Origin of the sequence: Methylophilus sp. 13 (genome assembly GCF_015354335.1) — a bacterium.
GTDB lineage: Bacteria > Pseudomonadota > Gammaproteobacteria > Burkholderiales > Methylophilaceae > Methylophilus > Methylophilus glucosoxydans.
Map to the genome: position 1 here is coordinate 60,156 of NZ_JADKYR010000006.1, position 26,321 is coordinate 86,476.

Sequence of the window (26,321 nt, forward strand, 5' to 3'; positions counted from 1 at the left end):
TGCTGGCCCTAAAAATTCAGCAGCTTTTTGAGTGCTTTTTGTTTGAGCTGGTCCACGGGCTTGGCAGGCTCAGTGCTATTACCACCTTCAGGATTGGCAGCCTCGCTACCGCTATTCCCCGGCGTTTTTCCATTCAGCAACCCTTTAAGAGCTTCGGCCTTGTCTCCGCCGATTTTCTCAGTCAAGGCGTCCATAGCCACCGATTTGGCCAGTGCCTGACCTAAAGCCGCCATATCAACACCGAATTTTGGCGCACTAAAACTACCGGTGACCTTCACCGGAATGCCAAGACTGCCTAATTGCTCAGCCTCTTTACCGCCCTGCCCCTTGAGCGAATTCACCAAAGTAGGCTTGGCGAGATAGTTGATCTGTTCTTTGCCTATATCAATATCGCCTTTGCTTTCGCCTTTAGTCAACCGAAAAACCGGTGCCTTCATGGCCAGATCATCATTGTGAGCCACGCCATTCTTGATATTAAAACTGGCGGTCAGCTCACTAAAGTCAGTTTTTTTACTTTTATCTGCGTCTGCGCTGGATTGACCCTTGAGCAAGTTGAGCTTGCTTTTCGCCTCGCGGATAGTCCCGGCCAGATCAAACCCTTTAACGGCGCCATCGGCCATGCGTAATTCAACCGAGCCGCCCAGTGACTTTTTTAGTGCAGTCACCGTATTTCCTTGCGCGGTCACGTTCACATTCAAATTGCCGTTACCAGATAGCATGTCATTGTTGATGGTATCGACTAACAACGGACCGACAGCGATGTTTTGCAGGCTTTGCTGTATGGTGACTGCAGGCGTGGCACGTGCATCCAGCTTGACGGCACCGCGCACCGTGCCTTGATAGACATCGGCATTGAGTGGATTCAGGCTAGCCAAGCCCTCCTGCGCTTTCAGTCCAATATTGAGGTTTTTGGCTTCGGTTTTGCCATATTTCAACCAGCCAATGCGGATGTTGCCCTGCGCATTGAGCGCCTTCAAGGCAGACAAATCCAGCGGCTGCTCCGCTTGCGCGGTTTTCTCGGCAGGCTTGGCCGTCGCTTCGCTCGCCTTGGCTTCTGCAGCAGGCAGATAACGGTTCAAATCCAGCTTGTCGATGTTGATATCAAAGGTATATAGCGGCTTGCTAAACTGGCTAATGCCAACATTGCCCTGGATACGGCTGTCGTCCAATTTGACATCCAGGCCCTGTAAGGCCAGTTTCTGGCCATCGGCTTTAATGCCCACGTTCAAGCCAGTCAGGGTATAGGGGCTGTATAAAATCTTGCCAATATTGATACTGCCATCAAGGAATAAGATTTTTAAAGCGCTCAAATCGGCAGGCTTGTCTGCTTGTGCGCGATTGGCATTGGGGCTGGCAACGGTTTCTTTTTTAGGCTTGGCCTTGCCCAGCAACGCATTCAGGTTCAAGGTGTCGGCGTGCACTTTAAAACCGATATGCGGCGTCGCAAACCCTGCCACGCGCACATCGCCATTGAGCTTGGTTTCCGCCAGGCTCAAATCAAAGGTGGAGTTAACTTGCTCTTGCTTTACGTTGGCGTTGAGGGCCAACTTGAACTGCCCTTGCATGTCTCCATTCGGCAAGGCGGGGTCTTTAATATCAAATTTGCCTGCCAGCGCAGGCACTTCAAACATCAAGTCGGCCAGATTGGCGGTCACAGGCGAAGCAAAATGCCCTTCAACCTTGCGTGCACCGGCATTCAGACTAACATCCGCGGTCAACCCTTTGCTTTCGACGGTTTGCTGGTTGCCTTTTAATTCGGCCAAGACCACGGCCAGATCGAGATCGCCGTTGCCATCTTTTTGCTTGAGTGACAAGGTAACCTTGTCACTGCTGATGAGTTGCGGATTGACGGCAAGCGCAGGCGCCTGCAGGCTGACTGCGCGCTCGGCACCTTTAAAAGTACCTTGCATCGCCAACTTGAGATCAGAAACATCCAGGGCAGTGTTAGCGGCATCCACATCAATGCCCCCTTGCGCCGTAACCGTCACCGCCTGGCCATCTAGCAAGGCGCCTTTGAGCTGCGCATCCAGACCCTTGATCGCAAAGTGCTTGGCTTCCGGATCGGCCATGACATTGGCTTTAATCAACGCCTTGGCATCCACGACGGGCTGGTTTGCCGTCAGATGAAAATCGGTCGCAATATCAAACGGCTTTTTCAGTGCCACCTGGCCGGTGGTGAGGTTTAGCTGGTCAACTGAATACTTGGCACCGCTTTTCTCGTTCGTAAAACTGGCCTCAGTATTGGTGATTTTAATGCCTTGCACATCAAAGTTGATCTGCTGGGACTCTTCTTCCTCTTTACTCAGCAGATCATCAAAGTTGAAACTGCCATCGGCATGCTGGATGACGTTCACTTGCGCGCCGTCGAGATAAACCGTATCCACCACAATTTCTTTTTTGAGCAAGGGCAGCACGGCCAATGCCACTTTTGCGCTTTTAATCGCGGCAAACTGTTGTTCTGACTGATGCTCGGACAAGCTGATTGCACCTAAATCGGCGCCGATTTTTGGCCAGAAACTCAGCTTGATGTCACCTTTGATGTCTAGCGTACGCTGTTTCTTGTCTTTGACCAGTTGAATGATAGTCGACTTGTAATCGTTGGGATTAAACGTCGCAGCCAGATAAACCACCAGCAACAGCAACACCGCCAGGATGGCGGCAAGCACATAAGCTATCTTTTTAAACAGCGCACGGTTCATGCATACACCTTAAAACAAATTAATGTGCAAAGAAAACCAGCACCAGAATGCCAAACACGATACGGTACCAGGCAAACACGGCAAACGAATGCTGGGCGACAAATCGGATCAGGGCGCGAATCACCACCAAGGCTGACAAAAATGAGACCACAAAACCGATCAAAAAGATCAATGCATCGTCCACAGACAGTAAGTCACGGGCTTGATAGAGGTCGAGCCCGGTGGCTGCGAACATGATGGGCAAGGCTAAAAAGAATGAAAACTCAGTCGCCGTCTGACGGCTCAGGCCAAAAAACATGCCGCCCAGAATGGTCGCGCCTGAACGTGACATGCCCGGAAACAATGCCAGCGATTGCGCAAAGCCAATCTGCAAGGCTTGCTTGGCTGAAATCTGGTCGATATCACGCGTATTGCCTGCTGGCACAAACTTTTCAATCAGCAAAATTAATACCCCCCCCACGACCAGTGCGATGCCAACGGTGAAGGAGGAAAATAAATATTCTTTAATCTGGTGATGAAATGCCAGGCCAATCAACGCGGCAGGTAAAAAAGCAATGATGAGGTTGCGCACAAAGTGCTGGGCGTTGGTATCCGTTTGAATGCGCTGCACGGTATGCCAGAGCCGTTGCCGGTATTCGACACAGACCGCCAGAATCGCGCCCAGCTGAATGATGATCTCAAACACATCACGTTTATCTTTAGAGAGAAAGTCCAGCCACTCCCCGGTAATGATCAGATGCCCTGTACTACTCACAGGAATAAACTCGGTCGCGCCTTCGACCAGGCCCATGATCACGGCCTTCAGCATCAAATAGATATCCATACAGTTATTCTAACAGACAGTTTTGCAGACTTGCCGTGGCCATAGAAATTTCACGATTGAAAATGCATGGGCGCACGTTGCTTACGCCTGGCAAATGTCAGTGATACACATCATGACCAATGTCTGCATACATACTAATCCATCAATAAAAAAGCGCCTTGATCCCTCAAGGCGCTTGGCATGACGACCGAGTCACAGAAATTTTTAATTATTTAAGATCAAAACGATCCGCATGCATGACCTTGCTCCAGGCGGCGACAAAGTCGTGCACAAACTTCTGCTTGGCATCATCTTGTGCATACACCTCGGCATAAGAACGCAGGATGGAGTTGGAGCCAAACACCAGATCCACACGGGTAGCCGTCCATTTAACTGCACCTGTGTTGCGCTCACGGACTTCATACAGGTTGTTGCCAGCAGGCACCCAGGTGTAGCGCATATCGGTCAGGTTGACAAAAAAGTCATTGCTGAGCACACCAGGCTGATCGGTAAATACACCGTGCTTGCTCCCACCGTGATTGGTATCCAGCACACGCATCCCACCCACAAGGACGGTCATTTCTGGTGCAGTCAGACCCATCAGCTGGGTACGGTCCAGCAGCATTTCTTCTGCCGAGGGTACGTAGTCGGCCTTGAGCCAGTTGCGGTAACCATCATGCACAGGTTCCAGCACCTCAAAAGACTCAATGTCTGTCTGCTCTGCCGTCGCATCACCACGGCCTGCAACAAACGGTACTGTGATGTTCACTCCGGCGGCTTGGGCGGCTTGCTCAACGGCAGCAGAACCACCGAGGACAATCAGGTCAGCGATGCTGACAGGTTTGCCAAAGCCCTGCTGTATGCCTTCGAGCACGGTCAGCACTTTTTGCAGTCTGACGGGCTCGTTGCCTACCCAGTCTTTTTGTGGCGCCAGACGAATACGTGCACCATTTGCGCCCCCGCGGTAGTCTGAGGCACGGAAAGTACGTGCGCTATCCCAAGCGGTCGCGACCAGTTCTGCGGTGCTTAAGCCGCTCGCCAGAATGTGTGCCTTGAGTGCAGCAATGTCTGTCTCGCTGATGGCTGAACCTGCAGGCACCGGATCTTGCCAGATCAGGTCCTCTTGTGGCACATCCGGGCCGATGTAACGGGCTTTGGGACCCATGTCACGGTGTGTCAGCTTGAACCAGGCACGGGCAAACACTTCAGAGAAATACGCCTGGTCGTCACGGAATCGCTCCGAGATTTTGCGGTAAATCGGGTCCTTGATCATGGCCATATCCGCATCTGTCATGATGGGGTTATAACGAATGCTAGGATCCTCGACATCGACTGGCTTGTCTTCTTCCTTGATGTTCACGGGTTCCCATTGCCACGCACCGGCCGGGCTCTTTTTAAGTTCCCAGTCATGGTTAAACAGCATGGCAAAGTAACCGTTATCCCATTGGGTCGGGTGTGTAGTCCAGGCACCTTCAATGCCGCTGGTCACCGTATCCCGGCCCACTCCGCGTCTGGTGTGGTTGTTCCAGCCCATCCCCTGCTCATGTACGTCGGCGGCTTCCGGGTCGACACCAAGGTTGCTGGCCTGACCGTTCCCGTGTGCTTTGCCCACCGTGTGGCCGCCTGCCGTCAACGCTACCGTTTCCTCGTCGTTCATCGCCATGCGGGCAAAGGTAACGCGGATATCCTGCGCGGTTTTCAGCGGATCAGGGTTGCCATCCACGCCTTCCGGGTTCACATAAATCAGGCCCATCATCACGGCAGCCAGCGGGTTTTCGAGGTCACGCTGACCAGAATAGCGGCTACCTTCGCTACCGGTTTTTGCCAGCCACTCTTTTTCATTGCCCCAGTAGATATCTTTTTCCGGGTGCCAGATATCCTCACGGCCAAAAGCGAATCCGAAAGTCTTGAGACCCATGGACTCATAGGCAATGGTGCCCGCAAGTACAATCAGGTCCGCCCAAGAGATCTTGTTGCCATATTTTTTCTTGATCGGCCACAGCAGGCGGCGCGCTTTATCTAGGTTGACGTTATCAGGCCAGCTGTTGAGTGGTGCAAAGCGCTGGTTACCTGTACCCGCGCCACCACGGCCATCTGCCACGCGATAAGTCCCGGCGGCGTGCCAGGCCATGCGAATCATCAAGCCACCATAATGACCCCAATCTGCAGGCCACCATGCCTGGCTGTCCGTCATCAAGGCATGCATGTCCTTTTTAAGCGCATCTACATCCAGCGTGGATACTTCCTGTCTATAGTCAAATGACTCACCAAGCGGATTGGTTTTACGGTCATGTTGATGCAAGATATCCAGATTGAGGGCGTTCGGCCACCAATTCGTATTGGTTTGTGCGGTTGTCGTGATTGCGCCATGCGCGAATGGGCACTTGGCGCCCGTGTTTTGATTCTGCATGTGTTAGCTCCTTGTTGTTAATTGATGAGTGCGGCAAAAAATTCATCAAGACTCAAATATACTACGCCTTGATTGTTACGATAATAATTTGATATAAAATAAACTACAGAGTTAAAAACTGGCCGCGTAAGCGGCTAACGCTTCCTGCCACACGGCTGATTCCTGATTAAGCCAGGTCCACATCTTGTCTCCTTATGTTGTCATCCATGCATCGCATTCTAGAGCGCACCATTTAATTTGTATAATTGTATGTTTTGATATTATTGATTAATAAAACTAATGAATATAGACTAGTGATGGTGAAAACAGCGAGACAAGCAAATGACCTTGATTGAATTAAAGTTTGTATTGGCGGTGGCGCAAGAGAGAAACTTCAGGCGCGCAGCAGAAAAATGTTTTGTGACCCAGCCGGCGCTCAGTCTGGGCATCAAAAAACTGGAAGAAGAGCTGGGTGTCTCTCTGTTTGAACGTAACCGCAACGAGGTGACCCCCACCGAAATTGGTGAGCAGATTATTGCACAAGCCAATATCGTGCTGGAGCAAGCAGCCAAGATTAAAGAGATGGCGAAACACGGTAACGATCCGCTCAACGGCCTGTTCAAGCTGGGCATGATTCACTCGGTCGGGCCTTATCTGTTACCCGAAATCATTCCGCCACTCATCCAGGTGGCGCCGCAGATGCCGCTGGAGGTTGAGGAAAACATCACGGCGACCCTGGAGCAGCAGCTGAAGAACGGGCTCATCGATGCGGCTGTAGTCGCCTTACCGTTTGATGTGCCGGGCATTGAAACCTTGCCACTGTATGACGAGGACTTTAATGTCGTAGTACCCGTGAGTCACGCCTGGGCCAAGCGCACATCGGTCGAGGCAGATGAATTGAGCCAGGAGAAAGTGTTATTGCTCAACACCGGGCATTGCTTCAGCAATCAGGTAACCCAGGCTTGCCCCGAGCTCAGCCGTAAAGGCGAAGTGTTACAGGGCAATTCGCTGGAAACAATCAGAAATATGGTGGCTTCGAACTTGGGTATCACGGTGCTGCCAGCCATGGCAACTGCGGCGCGCTATCAGAACGCGCTGATTCGCGTGATCCCGTTTACCCGCCCTGCCCCTAGTCGACGTATTGCGCTGGCCTGGCGCAAAAGTTTTGTGCGCAAAGAAGCGATTGAAATATTAGGAAAAGTGATGGCTGACGTGGGCGCTGCGCAACAACAGATTGACCCGGTTTAGATGAACAAAAACTAGTAGGCGATGGCGACGCGAAAACCCGTTACCAGTTTTTCGTCTACGCCTAACAACACTTTTGCGGACTGCTCTTGCAAGGCCGCCAAGCCATTGCTGGCATCGACAGTCTTAGGCAGATAGTCTTCCGGCTTGAGCGTTTTGCGCAATACCGGTTCATCTGCCGTATTGGTCAAAGTCAGCTCTATCATCGGATAGGCCTGTCTCACCTCACCGTGATTCATGAGCACACTGGAAAACACCAGCACGCCGGCGCGTGTCTTGTGCTCTTGAATATCCGCATCATCTATCGTCAATTGCGCAATATCCCTAGGCAAACCCACTTCACAATGCAGTGGCTTGCATAGCGTTTGCAGCCATGGTTTGGTGTGCGGGTAACTGGCGGCAAGCGTGGTGCGAGAGAAATACAGTGTTTGCAGAAAAAAAGTCACCAGCAGCAGGACAGAAAGCAGGCTATATGCCCAAGGGGTGGCGGGCGTCACCCGGGATTGCGGGCGCTCATCCTCGAGTGAAACGTCACGCAGAAAAGCTGGGATTTCAGGCTCAATCGCCTCGTCAGGCCGAATAGACAGCTCCGGCATGACTGCTTCAAACGGCTCGTCAGGCACCGGATGCGCCTGTGCGGCCTCGGCACTGACCTGAAAGTAAATCGCGGCATCGCTGGCAGGCTGGGGATATACCGCCTCGCTTGCAGCAGTGGCAGCAGATGACGACAGCAAATGCGAGCGCGCATCAAACACATGATCACATTCACCGCAGCGCACCTTGCCAGCATAGGCCTGCAATTGCTCGTCAGTGACTTCAAATTGTGTTTGGCAGGCCGGGCAGGCCGTAATCAAGGACATTTTCTGGTTCCCGTCAGCAAGACCCATCCATCTTGCTGGATGGGGGCATCCATTTCAAACCACTCGGCATAATGCGCCAGCAACATCTGCTGCTGGCTCTCCAATATGCCGGATAATGCAACTTTACCGCCAGTTTTGCAAGATTTGGCAATGACTGGGGCCAGCACCATCAAGGCGCTGGAGAGAATATTAGCCACGACCAGATCAAACGGCTCATGCAGGTATTCGGCAGAGTCATAAAAAATGGCCTCGACCTGGTTATTGAGCGCGTTATCACGACTGGCAATCACTGCCTGCGGGTCAATATCAACGCCTGTGGCGGTGTTGGCGCCCAGTTTTTTGGCGGCAATGGCCAAAATGCCTGAGCCACATCCGTAATCAAGGACATTGGCACTGCGCAACAGTGTTTCAGGTAATTGCGCCAACCAGCTCAAACACAAATGCGTGGTCGGATGGCTGCCGGTGCCAAATGCCAGGCCCGGATCCAGCACGATATTGATCGCCTCCGCATTCGGCGCTTCATGCCAGGAAGGCACGATCCACAATCTATCGGTCACGCGGATAGGGTCAAACTGCGCTTGCGTGGCCCGCACCCAATCCTGCTCCTCGATCTGCTCTAACTGATATTTGAGACCATCCAGTTGCAGCTCGGCTTGTACACGGGCCAGTAGACCCTGGACATCGGCTTCTGCATCCAGCATGGCCGTGACAATGTTTTGCTGCCAGATGCCGGGCGGGGGATCCCCCGGCTCGCCAAAAATTGCCTGCTCGGCCAAGGTGTCAGCGTGCGCATCTTCAATGCTGACGGACAACGCACCCTGCTCCATCAGCACATCGCTGAGTGCCTCGGCCTGCGGCTCGGTTGATTGAATTTTAAGTAACAGCCAATGCAAAATTATTTCGAGCTGATACCCAGCTTCTGCTCCAGATAGTGAATGCTGGTGCCGCCCTGCTGGAAAGCCAAGTCGGCCATCAGATCAGAATGCAGCGCAGTATTGGTTTTAATGCCTTCGACATACATCTCGGACAAGGCCACGCGCATTCTGGCAATCGCCTGTTCGCGTGTCGCACCGTGTGTAATCAGCTTGCCTATCATCGAGTCATAATGCGGTGGCACGGTATAGCCGCCATACACATGCGTATCCATGCGTACGCCAGGGCCGCCGGGCATATGAAAGCGATTGATAAAGCCTGGTGAAGGCACAAAGGTATAAGGATCCTCGGCGTTAATCCGGCATTCGATGGCATGGCCATTGAGCACGATATCGCGCTGACGGAACGGCAGCTTCTCACCAGCAGCGATGAAGATCTGCTGCTGAACCAGGTCGATACCCGTGATCATTTCAGTGACGGTATGCTCCACCTGCAAGCGGGTGTTCATCTCAATAAAGTAGAACTCGCCATTTTCATACAGGAACTCGAAGGTGCCGGCGCCACGGTAACCAATCTTGCGGCAGGCCTCGGCACAACGCTCACCAATTTTGTCGCGCAGTCTTTCTGGCAACAAGGGCGATGGTGCTTCTTCAATAATTTTTTGATGGCGGCGCTGCATGGAGCAATCGCGGTCACCCAAGAACACGGCGTTGCCATGCTGGTCAGCCAGAATCTGGATCTCGATATGACGCGGGTTTTCAAGGAATTTTTCCATGTAAACCATCGGGTTGCCAAAGGCAGCCTGTGCCTCGGCTTTGGTCATATTGACCGCATTGAGCAAGGCGGCTTCGGTATGCACCACGCGCATGCCACGACCACCGCCACCGCCCGCTGCTTTAATAATCACCGGGTAGCCTACGCGTTTGGCCGTTTTAATGATTTCAGCCGGATCATCATTCAGCGCACCATCTGAGCCAGGCACACATGGCACACCCGCCGCTTTCATGGAGTCCTTGGCAGACACCTTGTCACCCATCAGGCGAATGGTCTCTGCGCGGGGGCCGATAAAGACAAAACCGCTTTGTTCAACCCGCTCGGCAAAGTCGGCATTCTCGGATAAAAAGCCATACCCGGGGTGAATCGCTTGCGCATCCGTCACTTCAGCCGCACTGATCACGGCAGGAATATTCAGGTAGCTTTTTGCAGAAGGTGCTGGGCCAATACAGACAGACTCATCGGCCAGCTTGACATATTTGGCATCACGGTCAGCCTCAGAGTGCACAGCCACCGTTTTAATCCCCAACTCACGACAAGCACGTTGCACGCGCAAGGCAATTTCGCCGCGGTTGGCAATCAGGATTTTCTCGAACATTATTTACTCCGCGTCTCAATAGCCGCTAGACAATTAAACTTCGTTGCTGCGAAACCCGCAGAGGGCTGCTGGTCGCCGCCACGGGCAATCAGTACTTTTTCAACCATCACGATTAACCAATCAGGAACAGAGGCTCGCCGTATTCCACAGGCTGACCGTTTTCAACGAAAATCTTTTTAATCGTGCCCGCATATTCACTCTCAATTTCGTTGAGCAGCTTCATGGCTTCAATAATGCACAGGGTGTCCCCTGTATTGACAGTGCTACCAACATCGACGAACGCTTTTGCATCTGGAGAAGACGCGCGATAGAACGTACCGACCATCGGTGATTTAACCACCGTGCCTTCTAGCACTTCTGCCGCTGCAACGGCGGGAGCAGCGGCTGCTGCGGGTGCCGCTGCAGGCGCGGAAACAGGTGCAGCGACATATTGAGTCACTGGTGCAGCACCCGGTGCCATGGCGCGACTGATACGTACCTTCTCTTCACCCTCAGTCAGTTCCAGCTCGGAAATTCCCGATTCCTCGACCAGATCAATCAGTTTTTTGAGTTTGCGTAAATCCATATTAGCCTCGAATGTAAATGTTTTAAATGTTATTAGCGTTGTTGGATGTAGCGATAGGCGGCGTAGTATCCCTCTGCGCCCAAACCGCAGATGACGGCGGTTGCCAGATCGCTGAAATAAGAATGATGCCGGAATGACTCACGGGCATGCACATTGGAGAGATGCACTTCAATGAATGGAATGTTCACTGCCGAAAGGGCATCCCTGATGGCAATAGAAGTATGTGTGAAGGCGGCAGGATTGATAATGATGTAATCCACCCGGTTCACAGACAATGCATGAATTTTCTCTATGATCTCCGCCTCAGAGTTGCTCTGAAAGGATTCAAGACGTACCTGATCGGCCCGCGCCAATTCCAGCAGATGCTGGTTGATATCTGCAAGCGTTTGGCTACCGTAGTGCTGTGGCTCACGTGTCCCCAGCATATTCAAGTTGGGTCCATGTATCACCAGGATGGATTTGGCGCCCATTTCAGATGCCTCTCAAAGAGAAAAATACAACCTTCATGGCGTCGAAGTTTGCCGAAGTTATTGCATTTTGTCCAGTAAAATTCGCAATTTGGAACAAATGGAAAGTCGCCAAAACGGCAGCAACTGGTACAGATCAGGCGACAAACCTAAGCCATAAGCGGCCTGTTTGCGCACAGAACTGGGCAGGCATTTAAGGCAAGTTGAGTGCTTTTTGCAGCATTTGGCGATTGACTCTGCCGAAGAAGGTGTGTGTCACTTGGCCGTTGGCAGAAATCACCACGGTGTAAGGTAATACGCCTTTGGTGTTGCCCAGTTGCTCGGCCAAAGGCATGCCTTCGTTCTCGGCAATTAACAAAGGATAACTGACGGGCGTACTCTCCGCGAACTCATGCACAGCGGCTGCCTCGTCAATAGCCAGGCCTAATACTGCAATTTCGGGGTGTTCGGCCGCCAGCGCTGAGATTTCGGGCATTTCTTCACGGCAAGGCTCACACCATGTCGCCCAAAAATTCATGATCACAGGCTTGCCTTTAAAGCTTGAAAGCGCATACTCCCTGCCACCAGCATCCTGCAAACCGACGCTCCATACCGCGTCAGGTACCATCATCGCCGTTTGAGTAGGGGCAGACGTCATCCATTGATCACGGTGAAGGTAAAGCCAACGGAATCCGCTACCGAGAACAACGATCAGTAATATCGTCATGACCAAACGCGCAATATTATGCATGTGCAGACTTCTCCATGGCGCTTAAAGGCAATTTGCGCAAACGGTCAAGAAATTGTGTGGCGTCCTGATAGCCTTTGATCACAGGTTGTAACGGCCGTCCCTGCGCATCAAAAAACACGATCCCTGGCGGCCCGAACAATTCAAAGCGCTTGAGCAATGCGGCATCTTCCGCCCGGTTTTCGGTCACATCTGCCTGCAACAGCACCACATCTTTGAGCGCAGCCCGCACTTCTGGCTGGCTAAAGACAAACTGCTCATATTCTTTGCACGAGACACACCAGTCTGCGTAAAAATCCAGCATCACGGGTTTGCCCTGCGCGGCCGCAAGCGCATTTTCGAGCGCTTGTACACTTTGCACGCGTTTGAATGGCAGTGCTTGCACATCCTTCGCCGAAGCAGACATGACCCCTTGCAAAGGTTGTAGCGGTGAGCGTGCGCCCGACCAGGCACCCACCAGCAGCGCGGCGCCATAAAGCAGCAACATGACCGCAAATCCCTTGCAAAGACGCGCGGTGCTCCCCGCATCCGCAGGCAAAGGGTCTATTGCGCGCAGATAAATGGCCGGGACAATACACAAGGCCGCCCATAAAACCAGTTGCGCTGACACAGGCAGCAACGGGCTAACGATCCAGACCGAGACAGCCAACATCAACACCCCAAACAAGCGACGAACGACATTCATCCATTCGCCCGCCTTGGGCAAAACCGTACCCGCTGATGCGCCAATCAGCAATAACGGTACACCCATGCCCAGCGACAATGAAAACAATGCCACCGCGCCCAGCACCACATCATGCGTCTGGCTGATATAAAGCAGCGCACCCGCCAGCGGCGCGGCGACACAAGGGCTGATGATCAAGGCAGATATGGCCCCCATCAAGAAATCGCTGGCCAGATGGCCACCCTTGAAACGACTGCTCCAGTTAAAAAAGTAATTTTCAACCGCTGACGGCAGTTTGAGCTCGTAAAAGCCGAACATGGAGAATGAGAGCACCACAAAAATCAGGGCACCGATGATCAGGGCGGCAGGCGTTTGCAGCGCGCTGCTCAAGAGCTGCCCAGAGAGCCCGGCGGCGACGCCAGCCAGGGTATAAGTGAGGCACATGCCCAGCGTGTATGCCAATGACAAGGTAAACGCCTTGCCACGCGACACATGGGCATTTTTGCCCACAATAATCCCAGACAAAATAGGAATCATCGGGAACACGCAAGGGGTGAATGCCAGCAACAGGCCTGCACCAAAAAAGCCAGCCACAATCTGCCACCAGTGGCCAGAGGCCAAAAGCTTGCCAGAAAACTCGTCCTCACTCTCCGCGTTGACGGGCTGTGCACTGCGAATATTATCCGCCGAGGCAACCGCGTCCAATGCAAGTGATTTGGTTTGTGGCGGATAACACAGGCCTTTTTCACTACAGCCTTGATAGCGTACCTGCAACACCTGAGGGGTGGCCCCTGCAAACGTTACCTCGGCCACGGTGTCGTGGTGAAACACCTGCTGTTCGCCAAAATTGGGATCATGCTTGGTTTCACCGGATGGCAAGCTGAGCTGTGTCGTGTCGCTGGCCGGTAAGAGTTGTATGCGGTCTCTATATAAATAGTGGCCTGGTGCTACAGTAAACCGGATCTGGGCATGCGTGGCATCCGTCAATGCCGCATCGACCTTGAATGCCTGATCGACAGGCAAAAAATCTTCGCTGCTATCTTCAGTGAATAGTTTTGAGAATTGTGACGCCGCGTGCACAGGCAACACCATCACGCATAACATGACCAGCACCCATGCTACTTTAAACCCATTTTTGATCAACGCTTCACTCCTGCATCCCTGTCTCGGCCGCCACCCATGCCAAATATTCCGGCAAACCCTCGCTCACATGGATGCCTACAATCTCTGGAAGTTCATAAGGATGCAGCATTCTAAGCCTGGCCGCACAGGCGGCATACCCCTGCCGCGTGGTTTTAATGCTCAGGGCGATTTCTTCCGCTTGCTCAATCTGCCCTTGCCAGCGATAAATAGAGGTAACCGGACTTGAAATATTGACGCATGCCGCCAACTTGTCTGTAAGCAACGTCTGCGCGATATGCTCGGCACATGCCTTGTTCGGCACATGCGTAAACACGATTATAATTTCCTCTTTTGGCGTCATCGCGCGCTGACTCACAGACAGGATTCTGACATGCGTTTTCTCATCCTTGCTATTCTACTGGCTTTTCCGTTTCTGGAGATAGCGGTCCTGATCGAACTCAGTCAGCGCTATGGCTGGTGGGTCTTGGTCTACTTGATCATGATCGGCTACCTGGGCCTCAAGCTGATTCGTGGTGAAAAAGACCTGATCGCGTCACGCTTGTTTCAGCAAATGACGGCCGGTGGCAACCCGGTAGCCGCCATCTTTTCCACTGCCAGAAACTTGCTGGCCGGAGTATTACTCCTGATTCCGGGCGTCATTAGCGATGTCATTGCCGTGATTCTGTTACTGATTCCAACCAACAACCCAAACGTCAGCGGGCAGCATCAACAACCCCATGCACGCTACCGTCACAGCGCGAATGACGAGGTGATTGAGGGGGAATTTACCGAAGTCCCTGACAGCAAACCGGTAGATAATGTCGTGCATCTCCCGCGCAAAGATTAACGCTTGGAAAATATCGTCTTATGAACCGTGTCCTGATTGAAAACAGTGGCCATACCTTTGATGTCCGCCCCAGCCAAACCGTGCTCGAAGCCGCCATAGAAGCGGGTATCAACTTACCCTATGGCTGCCGTAATGGCGCTTGCGGCGCCTGCAAAGGCAAGGTGCTGACCGGCAAAGTCATGCATGATGATTACCAAGGCAACGCCTTGACCGATGCCGAGCTTGCAGCTGGCATGGCTTTGTTTTGCTGTGCCAGACCCCTTGAAGACCTGGTCATTGAATGTCGCCAGATCGATATGGTGCAAGGCATCAAACCGCGTATTTTGCCGGTACGCATTCAACACAAACAGCAGTTCGGCGACGATGTAATGGTCTTGCACCTGCAATTACCTGCCACTGAACAACTGACCTTTATGGCTGGACAATACATCGAATTTTTACTCAAGGATGGCCGCCGCCGGGCTTTCTCCATCGCCAATGCGCCACATGAAAAAGGGTTTATTGAATTGCATATCCGTAAAATTGCTGGCGGGTATTTTACCGAGCAAGTGTTCAATGACATGCCGCTTAAAACCATATTGCGTATGGAAGCGCCTCTCGGCAGTTTTTTCCTGCGAGAGCAAAACCAAAAACCCATCATTATGGTGGCGGGTGGTACGGGGTTTGCACCGGTCAAAGGCATGATAGAACACATGATTTTCAATCAGATCCAGCGCCCCGTTTACCTCTACCGCGGCGCGAGACGAACCGGCGACTTATATATGGATGACCTCTGCCAGCGCTGGACACAGTTTATGCCTAACATTCAGTATATCCCCGTCATTTCTGACGGTCACGACGACGATGGCTGGCAAGGCCGCCGTGGCCTGGTGCATCAAGCCGTATTGGAAGATCACGCAGACTTAAGTGGATTCGAAGTCTACGCTTGCGGCGCACCTGGCATGGTGGATATTGCGAAAGAAACTTTTGTAAAGCAAGGGTTACCAGAGGAAGAGTTTTATAGTGATGCGTTTACGTTTGCGCCTAAATAAGCAATCTCTATAGTTTTTTATTCGTTTGCGGCAACGGCGATTAGTAAAGCGCACTTCATCGAGAAGAATACTTGCATCAATTATCTAAGGTTTATTTCGCCGGTAAGCGAAACCTACTGCTGATGGTTGCCGGAAGATCGCAAATGTACGATAAATGTTTCCACATCATCTGGCGGGTAAATTCCCACATTTTTTCGGACTTGATAAAGCAAATCACTTAGCAATTTATCATGTTCATCTAACGGTAAGTCCTTACTTAATGTAATGGCTTCAACAAATTTATAGAGTTCATTAAGCACCAATTGAGGAGCAAATAACATTAAATTATTCACCGCCTTCGAAAACTTTTTCTGGTTTTAATGTGTATGCTCGCCATTAACCACCCCAATCAAACTATCCACAAATGCTTTGTAATAAGCTAGTTTTTCTTTACGCCACTCAGCTTCTCGCTCTTTTTTCTTAGTAATCCAGAATTTGAGCAAAAATCGCACTCATCGTTATGCTTTTAACCATCTTGCGATATCCATCGCATAATAAGTCAGTACGCCGTCCGCTCCGGCGCGTTTAAAACCAAGCATCGCTTCCAGCACACAGGCTTTTTCATCCAGCCAGCCATTTTGTGCAGCGGCTTTGAGCATGGCGTATTCACCGCTAACATGATATGCATAAGTCGGTACGCCAAACTCGTCTTTGACACGGCGTACGATATCCAGATAGGGCATGCCTGGTTTAACCATGACCATATCCGCGCCCTCTTCCAAATCCAGTGCGACTTCTTTTAATGCTTCATCAGAATTGGCTGGGTCCATCTGGTAGTTGTATTTGTTGCTTTTGCCCAGATTGGCCGCTGAACCGACCGCATCGCGGAAAGGACCGTAAAACGCTGAGGCGTATTTGGCAGAGTAAGCAAGAATTCGCGTGTAGATGTAGCCTTGCTCTTCAAGCGCATCACGAATGGCGCCGATACGGCCATCCATCATGTCAGAGGGCGCAACTACATCTGCACCCGCTTCTGCGTGACATAACGCCTGCTTGACCAGCACTTCAACCGTTTCGTCATTCAGTACATAGCCGGTATCGTCGATCAGGCCATCCTGGCCGTGAGTGGTGTACGGGTCTAAAGCCACGTCAGTGATCACGCCCAAGTCCGGGAAAGCCTTTTTCAGTGCACGCACAGTCCGTGGCACCAAGCCTTCAGGGTTATAGGCCTCTTTGGCATCCAGGCTTTTGTATTGTTGTGGCACCACCGGAAATAAAGCCAGCGCTGGAATACCTAGTTTTACGCACTCTTCAGCGGTCTTGAGCAGCACATCCAGGCTTTGACGCTGTACGCCAGGCATCGATTTGACTTCTTCAATCGCGCCTTCACCCTCAAGCACAAACACCGGGTAAATCAAGTCATTGGTGGTGAGAACGTTTTCACGCATCAAGCGACGTGAAAATTCGTCTTTGCGCATACGGCGTGGACGGATGGCTAAAAATTGATTACTCATATCGATTCCTTTTTTGACCACAGCATCTGGTCAAATTGCTTGTGCTTTCAATCATTGCGCCTGATTTGGATACGCTCATGCAGGGCATACCTTTGCACTCACGCTATTTAAAACTTCTCCTAACCAAAGACCCTGGCGAGTTCTGCACCTGGATCCTCTTGCCGCATAAATGCTTCGCCGACCAAAAAGCCATTCACATGATGGCTGCGCATCAAAGCCACATCCTCTGGTGTGAAGATGCCAGACTCTGTGACGACGAAACGGTCTTCCGGCATGTTCTCGAGCAGGTCGAGCGTGGTTTGCAAGGTGACATCGAACGTGCGCAAATTGCGGTTGTTGATTCCCAGTAGCGGCGTTTCCAGTTGCAGCGCGAGTTCAAGCTCATCCGCGTCATGGACTTCGACGAGTACCGCCATGCCCAGATTGTGGGCCGTCAGCTCCAGTTCCTGCATTTGTGACAGTTCGAGAGCTGCCACGATGAGCAACACGCAGTCAGCGCCCATGGCTCGGGCTTCGTAAATCTGATAAGGATCTATCATGAAATCCTTGCGCAACACGGGCAATTTGCAGGCAGCGCGCGCTTGCTGAAGGTAGGCAGCAGATCCCTGAAAATATTGCTCGTCAGTCAGTACCGACAAACAGGCCGCGCCGCCTTTTTCATAGCTTTTAGCAATGGCGGCCGGATTAAAGTCAGCACGGATAATGCCTTTGGACGGGCTGGCTTTTTTAATTTCAGCAATCACGGCCGGTTTATCTGCATCCACCTTTTTAACAATATTGCCGATAAAGTCACGGCAATCCGGCTGACTCAGCGCTTCCTCACGCATCGCATCCAATGACTTGCTGGCTTGCGCTTTGCTGATTTCTTCACGTTTGGTCGCTAAAATTTTATTTAAAATATCCGACATAATCTGCTCGCATGCCTTATTCGTAAGTGTGATTTTGATGTTTAATCCAGCCATGCTGGTGGCCCTGCGGATCATGATGCGTCCAGTGCATAATGCCGCCTTTGGGGTTATAAATATATTCGCCTTTAAAACTGATCTGATCCCCTATGTTCAGGCTTTCTACCCTGGGCGCGAGGTCAATATTATGCGCAAATAATAATGTTTGCTCTGGCGGCACGCTCACCAGAAACCGCTGGTGCCTGGCACCTTGAGTGTCATCGGGCAACAGCTTCTTCACCGTGCCGCTGCCTTCGAGCCAGACATGACTTTGCTTTTGGGCAAATGCCTGCTTAAGCGCCGCATTCTCTTCAGTGACGAGTCCTGCCGAGAGCGGTTGCAGGTGTACAGACTGCACCTGCGATTTCACCTCTAGCGCAGACTGTGGCTGATTCAGCGGATTGGATTGCTCTGCTTGCTGGCAGGCGGCCAGCAGGCAGAATATTGCAATCAGCGCCCCTTGTTTCATGCTGCCTGACTCAAGGCCTTCAATTGTTGCAGTTTACGCAACGCTGCGCCTGAATCAATCGATTGCGCGGCTTGCGCAATGCCTGATGGCAACCCGCTTGCTAGGCCAGACACATAAATCGCCGCCCCGGCATTGAGCAAGACGATATCGCGGGCAGGGCCTTTTTCGCCAGAGAGCAGGCCTAAGATAATGTCACTCGAATGCTGCGCACTTTCCACATGGATGCTGTTCACATCATGCACGGGCATGCCAAACTGGGTAGGGTTTAAAGTGTATTGACTCACCTGGCCATGCTTGAGCTCGGCCACATAAGTATCCGCTGAAAAAGAAATTTCATCCATTTCATCCGCACTGTGCACCACCATGACATGCTCGCTGCCGAGCTTTTGCAAGGTTTGCGCCAGCAAAGGCACCAGGTCACGGTGAAAAACCCCCATCACCTGACGCTTGGCGCCGGCCGGATTGGTCATGGGGCCTAACAGGTTGAACATGGTGCGCACGCCCAGCTCACGGCGCACCGGTGCGGCGTATTTCATGGCCGCATGGTGGTTAGGCGCAAACATAAAGCCGATTCCGGCCTCGTTCACGCAGCGCGCCACTTGCTCAGCCGTTAAGCCAATGTTGACGCCCAGTGCTTCCAGCACATCGGCAGAACCGCTCTTGGACGAAGCGGCCCGGCCACCATGCTTGGCGATTTTGGCGCCGGCGCCGGCCGCCACAAACGCGGATGCGGTAGACACATTAAAGGCTTTGTTGGGCGCGCCGCCGGTGCCGCAGGTGTCAATTAAATGCGTAGAATCGGTAATTTCTACCTTGCTGGACAGGTCGCGCATCACCTGTGCAGCAGCGGCGATTTCGGTGACGGTTTCACCCTTGACGCGCAGGGCCGACAAAAAGCCGGCAATCTGGATTTGGGTAAACTCGCCGCTCATGATCTGCTGCATGATTTCCAGCATTTCTTCATGTGTGAAATCTGTATGGTCAATCAGGCGCTGTAAGGCGATTTTAGGTGTGATGGCCATCAATAGCCTTTCAGGAAGTTATCCAGCAACTCATGTCCGTATTCGGTCAGAATAGACTCGGGGTGAAATTGCACGCCTTCCACGGCCAGTGTTTTATGCTTGACGCCCATGATCTCGCCATCTTCGGTCCAGGCCGTAATCTCCAGGCAATCCGGAATAGTTTCGCGCTCGATGACCAGCGAATGGTAACGCGTCGCGGTATAGGGATTAGGCAGGTTTCTGAACACACCGGTATTAGTATGGTGGATCAATGAGGTTTTGCCGTGCATCAGGGTTTTCGCCTTGATGATGTTGCCGCCAAACGCCTGGCCTATGCTCTGGTGACCCAAACAGACGCCCAGCAAAGGAATCTTGCCGGCAAACTCATGAATCAGTGGCACAGAAATCCCGGCTTCATTGGGCGTACAAGGCCCTGGGGAAATCACGATTTTTTCTGGCTGCATGGCTTTGATTTGCGCCAGTGTGATTTCGTCATTGCGGTGCACATGCACATCTTGCCCCAGCTCGCCAAAATACTGCACGAGGTTATAGGTAAAAGAGTCGTAGTTATCAATCATCAACAACATATCAGGCTCCTTTTCCTGCATGGGTTTGAACATTGGCGGCCTGGCTATCCAAGCCTGCCTGCACCAGTTCGGCGGCGCGGATGACGGCTTTGGCCTTGTTTTGGGTTTCTTCCCATTCGCTTTGCGGCACCGAGTCGGCCACAATGCCGGCGCCCGCCTGCACATAGAGTTTTTTGTTTTTGATCACGGCAGTACGGATCGCAATCGCGACATCCATGTCGCCATTAAAGCCTAAATAGCCGACGGCCCCGGCATAAATACCACGTTTGGAAGGCTCCAGTTCTTCAATGATTTCCATGGCGCGCACTTTAGGGGCACCAGACACGGTCCCGGCAGGGAAAGTCGCTTTAAGCACGTCAATCGCATCCAAGCCTGGCTTGAGCTGACCTTCAACATTGCTGACGATATGCATGACGTGTGAATAACGCTCTATCGTCATGTTGTCGGTGACTTTCACAGTACCCGTGAGCGCGACGCGACCCACATCATTGCGGCCCAGATCCATCAACTGCACATGCTCGGCACGCTCTTTAGGGTCAGCCAGCAGCTCGGCTTCTAGGGCCAGGTCATGATCACGGTTTTTACCGCGTGGGCGTGTCCCGGCAATCGGCCGTGAAGTCACGGTGGTCTCTTCCAGACGCACCAGGATTTCTGGTGAAGCACCGACCACATGGTGATCATCCATATCATAATAGAACATATATGGGGAGGGATTGAGGCTACGCAAAGCGCGGTACAAGCTCAATGGTGACGCGTCAAAGTCTTGCGACATCCGCTGGCTCAATACCACCTGCATGATGTCACCTTCTAAAATATATTGCTGTGCTTTTTTGACTGCCGCTTTGAAGTTGTCTTCACCAAACTCAGAAATAGCCGCTGTTTTAGCGCTGGGCAATGCAGCAGGAATCTCTACGCTACACCGTAACTTCCCGACCAAGGTGTGCATGCGTGCGCATGCAGTTTCATAGGCATTGGCTTTAGCCGGGTCAGCATACACGATGAAATACAGTTTGCCGGAGAGGTTATCCACCACGGCAATTTCTTCTGACACCATCAACAATATATCTGGCGTACCAATCACATCTGGCTTTTTCTGCTTACCCAGACGTTTTTCAATGTATTGAATAGTCTCATAGCCAAAATAGCCAGCCAGGCCACCGGTAAAGCGCGGCAAACCATCGTAAGGCGGCGTTTTAAAGCGCGCCTGATAGGCCTTGATAAAGTCCAGCGGATTTTGATCGCTATGCGATTCAATGACTTGATGATCCTGAATCACCTGCAAATGCTGTTCACGCACCACAATTCGCGTGGTGGCAGGCAGGCCTATGATCGAATAACGGCCAAAGCGCTCACCGCCTTGTACGCTTTCAAGCAGATAGGAATAAGGTTGATTGGCCAGTTTAAGATACAGTGATAAGGGCGTATCCAGATCGGCAAAGGTTTCTAGCACCAGCGGAATACGGTTGTAGCCTTGCGCCGCCAGCGCGTCGAATTCGGTCTTGCTTAATGTGCTTAACATGATGCTTTTTTCCAGTTTGATTCGTAGAGTGCCGTGCAAACAATCACAGCAGGTGGGTGCAAATGGCGCGCACCTGCGCGTGGGGCAGGACTAGCCCCGCCACGAACGACGCCAGCTTAATACTGGCCAACTGGAAGAATGATGAGCACAAAACATCATGGTAATTAAGGTCTGTTTTTTATGATCCCTGCTTTAAGAGGGCAGGTAACTCTAGCAAGTTCACCACCTCGGTGAACTGCTGCACGGTAGCATCTACCGTCGCGACATCAATTTCGCGGCCTTGATTATACCCATAAGGCACGGTGACGACAAAGCATCCGGCAGCATGCGCGGCCTGAATATCCGTCTCCGAGTCCCCTACCAGCACCGCTTCAGCAGGCAGCACACCTAGCTTTTGGCAAATATGCAACAAAGGCAAGGGGTCAGGTTTCTTTTTGGGCAAGCTATCGCCAGAAATAATGACCTCAAAAAAATCAGCCAACCCTGCTTGTTGCAGCAAAGGTAAGGTGAATTTTTCGGGTTTATTGGTCACACACGCCAGGCGGTAGCCTTGTTTCTTCAGCTGCTGCAAAGCAGGGACAACCCCTGCGAATGGCTGGCTTTGCGTGGCGTTGGCGGTATAAAAGTCATGATACAGCGGCTGCGCCTGCGCAAACAAATCGGCCTCCGGCTCCACCTGCACGCTCCCTGTGAGACAGCGCTTGATCAGGTTTTGCACACCTTCGCCAATATAAGTGGCGATTTGTGCTTGCGGCAACATGGGTTTGCCCAAAGCCACCAACATACGGTTGGCAGCTTCGGCAATTTGCGGCGCGGTATCCAGCAGGGTGCCGTCCAGATCGAACATCACCAACTTGACTTGAAACCGCATCACAACAGGCTTTTTAAATTAAACAGTGGCTAAAGAAGCGCGCATCGCAGCGACAACCGTGTCGTAACGGTTAGGGTCGGTGTCTTTAGGTGCGCCGAAAATCGCGCTGCCTGCAACGAAGGTATCCGCACCGGCTTTAGCGATCTCTGCGATGTTGTTGGCGTTCACTCCACCGTCCACTTCGAGCCAGATTTGACGGCCAGTTTTTTCGTAGTAGGCATCAATACGGGCACGCGCTTGTTTCAGTTTGTCTAAGGTGGCTGGAATGAATTTTTGGCCACCAAAGCCTGGGTTCACCGACATCAGCAAAATCATGTCCACTTTATCCATCACGTAATCCAGGTAATGCAATGGTGTCGCTGGGTTAAATACCAAGCCAGACTTACAGCCGCTGTCGCGAATCAATGCCAGGCTGCGGTCAATATGGTCAGACGCTTCCGGATGGAAAGTGATGATATCCGCACCTGCTTTGGCAAAGTCAGGAATAATGCGGTCGACTGGTTTCACCATCAGGTGCACGTCGATGAGTGCGCCAACATTGTGTGACAGGTCACGAATCGCGTCACATACCAATGGACCAATGGTCAGGTTAGGCACGTAATGGTTGTCCATCACGTCAAAGTGCACGATATCGGTGCCGGATTTGATCACGTTTTCGATTTCCTGGCCCAACTTGGCAAAGTTGGCAGATAGAATACTGGGGGCAATGCGGAAAGTTTTGTCCATGCGCTTGATGTTCCGTAATTGAATCTAATAAAAGTTAGCAAAACCAATATTTTAACGCCATTTTGTGACAAATTGACAGGATTCTTGCTTGCCGCCGCCGAATATAAGAAAATGTCGGCACTTTTGACATGGATGCCTCTCCAATTCGCCATGAACCACCTGCAAGCGCCCACGTGTTTCACTTTTGACCCTGTCCCGCAGGTAAAATAGCGCCATGCAACTGTATACCATTGGTGTCAACCACACCACCGCCCCCATTGCCATCCGCGAGAACGTTGCGTTTAACAACGAAACCTTGCCGCAAGCACTGGCTGATCTGGCACGACACAATGTGGCAGAGGTGGCGATCCTGTCCACCTGCAACCGCACCGAAATTTACGTGCAATCGATCCGGCCGGAAGTCGTGATTGATTGGTTAGCGGCCTATCACCGCCTCGAAGCAGACAAGTTACTGCCTTACACCTACACACTGAGTAGCCACGAAGCCGTCAAACATGCGTTCCGCGTGGCCAGCGGGCTGGATAGTATGGTGTTGGGCGAGGCACAGATTCTGGGCCAATTCAAGCAATCGGTAAAAATTGCCCAGGACGCAGGCACCTTGGGCACCCTCTTGCACAAACTGTTTCAACGCACGTTTGAAGTGGCCAAAGAAGTGCGCACCAATACCGATATCGGTGGCAGCTCGATTTCGATGGCTGCTGCAGCGGTGAAACTGGCACAACGTATTTTTGGTGATTTGAGTGCGCAACGGGTGCTGTTTATTGGCGCAGGTGAAATGATAGAGCTCTGTGCTGACCATTTTGCCGCGCAAAAACCGAAAAAAATCACTGTGGCAAACCGTACACTGGAGCGCGGCGAACAACTGGCAGACAAGATTCGCGGCCAGGGCCTCAATGTGCAGGCCATTTTACTCAACGACCTGCCAGAGCGTTTTCAGGAATTCGACATCGTCATCACCAGCACCGCCAGTCAGCTGCCCATTGTTGGCTTGGGCATGGTCGAGCGCGCCATTAAAGCGCGTAAACACAGACCGATGTTTATGGTAGACCTGGCCGTGCCGCGGGATATCGAACCTGAAGTTTCGGCACTGGATGACGTATTTTTGTACACCGTAGACGATTTGGCGCAAGTGGTTTCCGAAGGCCTGGGCAATCGCAAAGAAGCCGCGATAGATGCAGAAATGATCGTCAACGCGCGCGTTGAACATTTTATGCAGTGGCTCAAGCAGCGCGAAGCGGTGCCCACCATCAAGGCCCTGCGTGATCAGGTAGACAGCCTACGCAAGGCTGAGGTGGAAAAATCGCTCAAATTGCTGCAAAAAGGCGAGCCGCCCGAAAAAGTACTCGAACATCTCAGCAATGCACTGACCAACAAGTTTTTGCATGGCCCCAGCCACGCGCTCAACAACACCGAAGGCGATGCCCATGCGCACATGGAGCATCTGGTCAAACAACTTTTTCAGTTAAAAGAATAATTTTTTCAAGACTTAGGCCTCCGCTGACGCTTTGAATTTTAGGGTCCCACAATGAAACCAAGCATGTTGCAAAAGCTCGCCAACCTAAGCGAGCGTCTCGAAGAACTCAACCGCCTACTCAGCAGCGAGGGCGTGACTGACAATATGGATAACTACCGTAAAATCATGCAGGAACACACGGAAATCACTCCGATTGTCGAGCAGTATCACGTCTACGCGCAAACCGAGTCTGACATCAAAGAGGCACATGCCATGCTGTCTGACCCTGAGATGAAAGAGTTTGCCCAGGAAGAAATCGAGACTGGCAAAAAACGTCTGGAAGAAGTGGCGCTCACCCTGCAAAAACTGCTGCTGCCTAAAGACCCCAACGATGACAAAAATATTTTCCTCGAAATCCGTGCCGGCACCGGCGGCGATGAGTCTGGCCTGTTTGCCGGTGACCTGTTCCGTATGTATTCGCGCTATGCCGACCGGCAGGGCTGGAAGGTAGAAGTGGTCTCTGCCAACGAAGGCGAGGTCGGCGGCTACAAAGAAATTATTGCCAAAATTATCGGCTACGGGGCATATTCAAAACTCAAATTTGAGTCCGGTGGCCACCGCGTACAGCGCGTGCCCGATACCGAAACACAAGGCCGGATTCACACTTCAGCCTGTACAGTCGCGATTTTGCCCGAGGTTGAAGAGGTGGGCGATGTAGAAATCAACCCGGCGGACATTCGTATCGACACCTTCCGCGCCAGTGGTGCAGGTGGTCAGCACATTAACAAAACTGACTCTGCCGTGCGTATTACGCACGCGCCCACCGGCATTGTGGTCGAATGCCAAGACGGCCGCAGCCAGCACGCCAACAAGGCGCAAGCCATGCAAGTGCTGGCCGCGCGCATTAAAGCCAAACAAGTCGATGAGCAACAAAGCAAAATCGCCTCTGAGCGGCGCAACCTGATCGGTTCGGGTGACCGCTCAGAACGTATTCGCACTTACAATTACCCGCAAGGCCGCATTACCGACCACCGCATCAACCTGACACTGTATAAAATTGATGCGATTACCGAGGGCGATATGGATGAGTTGATTAATGCGCTGGCGACTGAATATCAGGCGGATTTGTTGGCGAGTTTGGGCGAAGACGCCTAATCGAAAAATATGGTGACAGAAACTCATCTCCACCATCGAGGCAGTTGCCTATGTGAAACGGTGCACTATGAAGTCAGAGGCGCACTGGGAGAACTGGTATATTGCCACTGCCAGCGTTGCCGCAAAGCGACCGGCTCAGCCTTTATTGCAGTTGCCCCTGTGCCCAAGGCCAACTTCACAATAACGCAGGGCGAGACGGCACTTAAAACTTACCGCAGTGAAGCAGGGGTTTGTCGTGTATTTTGCAGTCATTGTGGCTCGCCCATCATGGCTTACCGCGAGAGTGCACCCGATATCTTGCGACTTCGAATCGGGACCCTAGATACGCCGCTCCCCACTCAGGTATCAGCCCATATCTTTGTTGGCTCAAAAGCAGACTGGCATGAGATTCACGATGATGCGCCCCAATATGTCGAGCGCCCGTGACTGAATCGTCCCCG

Annotated in this window: 26 protein-coding genes; 6 read left to right on the forward strand and 20 right to left on the reverse strand. The window is 52.1% G+C overall.

Annotated elements, in window-relative coordinates; all coding sequences use genetic code 11:
- Positions 1–8: 8 nt before the first annotated feature.
- The 3 genes from INP77_RS13405 to katG form a co-directional block, all read right to left on the reverse strand.
- The gene (locus INP77_RS13405; RefSeq protein WP_194749580.1) at positions 9–2,699 is read right to left on the reverse strand and encodes an AsmA family protein; all 2,691 of its coding nucleotides are present in this window, start codon (positions 2,697–2,699) and stop codon (positions 9–11) included.
- Positions 2,700–2,718: 19 nt separating this feature from the next.
- On the reverse strand, positions 2,719–3,522 hold the full coding sequence (locus INP77_RS13410; protein ID WP_194749581.1) for an undecaprenyl-diphosphate phosphatase: 804 nt from the start codon (positions 3,520–3,522) through the stop codon (positions 2,719–2,721).
- Between the two features lie 208 nt (positions 3,523–3,730).
- Complete coding sequence (gene katG / locus INP77_RS13415) at positions 3,731–5,911, reverse strand: catalase/peroxidase HPI (protein ID WP_194749582.1); 2,181 nt, start codon at positions 5,909–5,911, stop codon at positions 3,731–3,733.
- 321 nt (positions 5,912–6,232) lie between these two features.
- Here katG and INP77_RS13420 point away from each other — a divergent pair, with 321 nt between their 5' ends.
- Positions 6,233–7,138 carry a hydrogen peroxide-inducible genes activator gene (locus tag INP77_RS13420; RefSeq protein WP_194749583.1) on the forward strand — a complete coding sequence of 302 codons (906 nt, stop codon included), beginning with the start codon at positions 6,233–6,235 and terminating at the stop codon, positions 7,136–7,138.
- Positions 7,139–7,149: 11 nt separating this feature from the next.
- Here INP77_RS13420 and INP77_RS13425 read toward each other — a convergent pair whose 3' ends face one another.
- The 8 genes from INP77_RS13425 to cutA all read right to left on the reverse strand — a co-directional run bounded on the left by INP77_RS13425 (position 7,150) and on the right by cutA (position 14,146).
- Positions 7,150–7,995, reverse strand: coding sequence for a DUF3426 domain-containing protein (locus INP77_RS13425; RefSeq protein WP_194749584.1), 846 nt, complete (start codon positions 7,993–7,995; stop codon positions 7,150–7,152).
- Positions 7,986–8,888 carry a 50S ribosomal protein L11 methyltransferase gene (prmA, locus tag INP77_RS13430; RefSeq protein WP_194749585.1) on the reverse strand — a complete coding sequence of 301 codons (903 nt, stop codon included), beginning with the start codon at positions 8,886–8,888 and terminating at the stop codon, positions 7,986–7,988. Before prmA ends, INP77_RS13425 begins: the two co-directional genes overlap by 10 nt.
- 2 nt (positions 8,889–8,890) lie before the next feature.
- Positions 8,891–10,240 (reverse strand): acetyl-CoA carboxylase biotin carboxylase subunit, encoded by a 1,350-nt coding sequence (gene accC, locus INP77_RS13435; protein WP_194749586.1) that lies wholly within the window; start codon positions 10,238–10,240, stop codon positions 8,891–8,893.
- Between the two features lie 112 nt (positions 10,241–10,352).
- Complete coding sequence (gene accB / locus INP77_RS13440) at positions 10,353–10,805, reverse strand: acetyl-CoA carboxylase biotin carboxyl carrier protein (RefSeq protein ID WP_194749587.1); 453 nt, start codon at positions 10,803–10,805, stop codon at positions 10,353–10,355.
- Between the two features lie 32 nt (positions 10,806–10,837).
- Positions 10,838–11,275, reverse strand: coding sequence for a type II 3-dehydroquinate dehydratase (gene aroQ, locus INP77_RS13445; protein ID WP_194749588.1), 438 nt, complete (start codon positions 11,273–11,275; stop codon positions 10,838–10,840).
- A 190-nt stretch (positions 11,276–11,465) separates the two neighbouring features.
- Complete coding sequence (locus INP77_RS13450) at positions 11,466–12,002, reverse strand: TlpA disulfide reductase family protein (protein ID WP_194749589.1); 537 nt, start codon at positions 12,000–12,002, stop codon at positions 11,466–11,468.
- On the reverse strand, positions 11,995–13,767 hold the full coding sequence (dsbD, locus tag INP77_RS13455; protein WP_194749590.1) for a protein-disulfide reductase DsbD: 1,773 nt from the start codon (positions 13,765–13,767) through the stop codon (positions 11,995–11,997). The genes INP77_RS13450 and dsbD overlap by 8 nt, the downstream gene beginning before the upstream one ends.
- A 43-nt stretch (positions 13,768–13,810) precedes the next feature.
- Positions 13,811–14,146, reverse strand: coding sequence for a divalent-cation tolerance protein CutA (gene cutA / locus INP77_RS13460; RefSeq protein WP_194749591.1), 336 nt, complete (start codon positions 14,144–14,146; stop codon positions 13,811–13,813).
- Between the two features lie 30 nt (positions 14,147–14,176).
- On the opposite strand from cutA, the gene INP77_RS13465 reads away from it, so the two are divergent.
- Entirely contained in the window at positions 14,177–14,632 is a 456-nt protein-coding gene (locus INP77_RS13465; protein WP_194749592.1) for an FxsA family protein, read from the forward strand.
- A gap of 20 nt (positions 14,633–14,652) precedes the next feature.
- Complete coding sequence (locus INP77_RS13470) at positions 14,653–15,663, forward strand: CDP-6-deoxy-delta-3,4-glucoseen reductase (RefSeq protein WP_194749593.1); 1,011 nt, start codon at positions 14,653–14,655, stop codon at positions 15,661–15,663.
- A gap of 113 nt (positions 15,664–15,776) precedes the next feature.
- On the opposite strand, the gene INP77_RS13475 is transcribed toward INP77_RS13470, so the two are convergent.
- The 9 genes from INP77_RS13475 to rpe form a co-directional block, all read right to left on the reverse strand.
- Positions 15,777–15,983, reverse strand: coding sequence for a hypothetical protein (locus tag INP77_RS13475; protein ID WP_194749594.1), 207 nt, complete (start codon positions 15,981–15,983; stop codon positions 15,777–15,779).
- A gap of 177 nt (positions 15,984–16,160) precedes the next feature.
- Positions 16,161–17,156, reverse strand: coding sequence for a porphobilinogen synthase (gene hemB, locus INP77_RS13480; RefSeq protein WP_194749595.1), 996 nt, complete (start codon positions 17,154–17,156; stop codon positions 16,161–16,163).
- Between the two features lie 119 nt (positions 17,157–17,275).
- Positions 17,276–18,064 (reverse strand): indole-3-glycerol phosphate synthase TrpC, encoded by a 789-nt coding sequence (gene trpC / locus INP77_RS13485; RefSeq protein WP_194749596.1) that lies wholly within the window; start codon positions 18,062–18,064, stop codon positions 17,276–17,278.
- Between the two features lie 16 nt (positions 18,065–18,080).
- Positions 18,081–18,569: a DUF3465 domain-containing protein gene (locus INP77_RS13490; RefSeq protein ID WP_194749597.1), complete on the reverse strand. Its 489-nt coding sequence runs from the start codon at positions 18,567–18,569 to the stop codon at positions 18,081–18,083.
- Positions 18,566–19,591: an anthranilate phosphoribosyltransferase gene (trpD, locus tag INP77_RS13495; protein WP_194749598.1), complete on the reverse strand. Its 1,026-nt coding sequence runs from the start codon at positions 19,589–19,591 to the stop codon at positions 18,566–18,568. The genes INP77_RS13490 and trpD overlap by 4 nt, the downstream gene beginning before the upstream one ends.
- Positions 19,591–20,157 (reverse strand): aminodeoxychorismate/anthranilate synthase component II, encoded by a 567-nt coding sequence (locus INP77_RS13500; RefSeq protein ID WP_194749599.1) that lies wholly within the window; start codon positions 20,155–20,157, stop codon positions 19,591–19,593. The genes trpD and INP77_RS13500 overlap by 1 nt, the downstream gene beginning before the upstream one ends.
- 1 nt (position 20,158) lies before the next feature.
- Complete coding sequence (trpE, locus tag INP77_RS13505; protein ID WP_194749600.1) at positions 20,159–21,676, reverse strand: anthranilate synthase component I; 1,518 nt, start codon at positions 21,674–21,676, stop codon at positions 20,159–20,161.
- Positions 21,677–21,854: 178 nt separating this feature from the next.
- The gene (locus tag INP77_RS13510; RefSeq protein WP_194749601.1) at positions 21,855–22,547 is read right to left on the reverse strand and encodes a phosphoglycolate phosphatase; all 693 of its coding nucleotides are present in this window, start codon (positions 22,545–22,547) and stop codon (positions 21,855–21,857) included.
- Positions 22,548–22,565: 18 nt separating this feature from the next.
- Complete coding sequence (rpe, locus tag INP77_RS13515; protein ID WP_194749602.1) at positions 22,566–23,273, reverse strand: ribulose-phosphate 3-epimerase; 708 nt, start codon at positions 23,271–23,273, stop codon at positions 22,566–22,568.
- A 214-nt stretch (positions 23,274–23,487) separates the two neighbouring features.
- On the opposite strand from rpe, the gene hemA reads away from it, so the two are divergent.
- Genes hemA through INP77_RS13530 form a run of 3 tightly spaced genes read left to right on the forward strand, consistent with a single transcriptional unit; the run spans position 23,488 to position 26,307 of the window.
- Complete coding sequence (gene hemA / locus INP77_RS13520) at positions 23,488–24,747, forward strand: glutamyl-tRNA reductase (RefSeq protein WP_194749603.1); 1,260 nt, start codon at positions 23,488–23,490, stop codon at positions 24,745–24,747.
- Between the two features lie 51 nt (positions 24,748–24,798).
- Positions 24,799–25,881, forward strand: coding sequence for a peptide chain release factor 1 (gene prfA / locus INP77_RS13525; protein ID WP_194749604.1), 1,083 nt, complete (start codon positions 24,799–24,801; stop codon positions 25,879–25,881).
- A gap of 9 nt (positions 25,882–25,890) precedes the next feature.
- The gene (locus INP77_RS13530) at positions 25,891–26,307 is read left to right on the forward strand and encodes a GFA family protein (protein ID WP_194749605.1); all 417 of its coding nucleotides are present in this window, start codon (positions 25,891–25,893) and stop codon (positions 26,305–26,307) included.
- Positions 26,308–26,321: the final 14 nt, after the last annotated feature.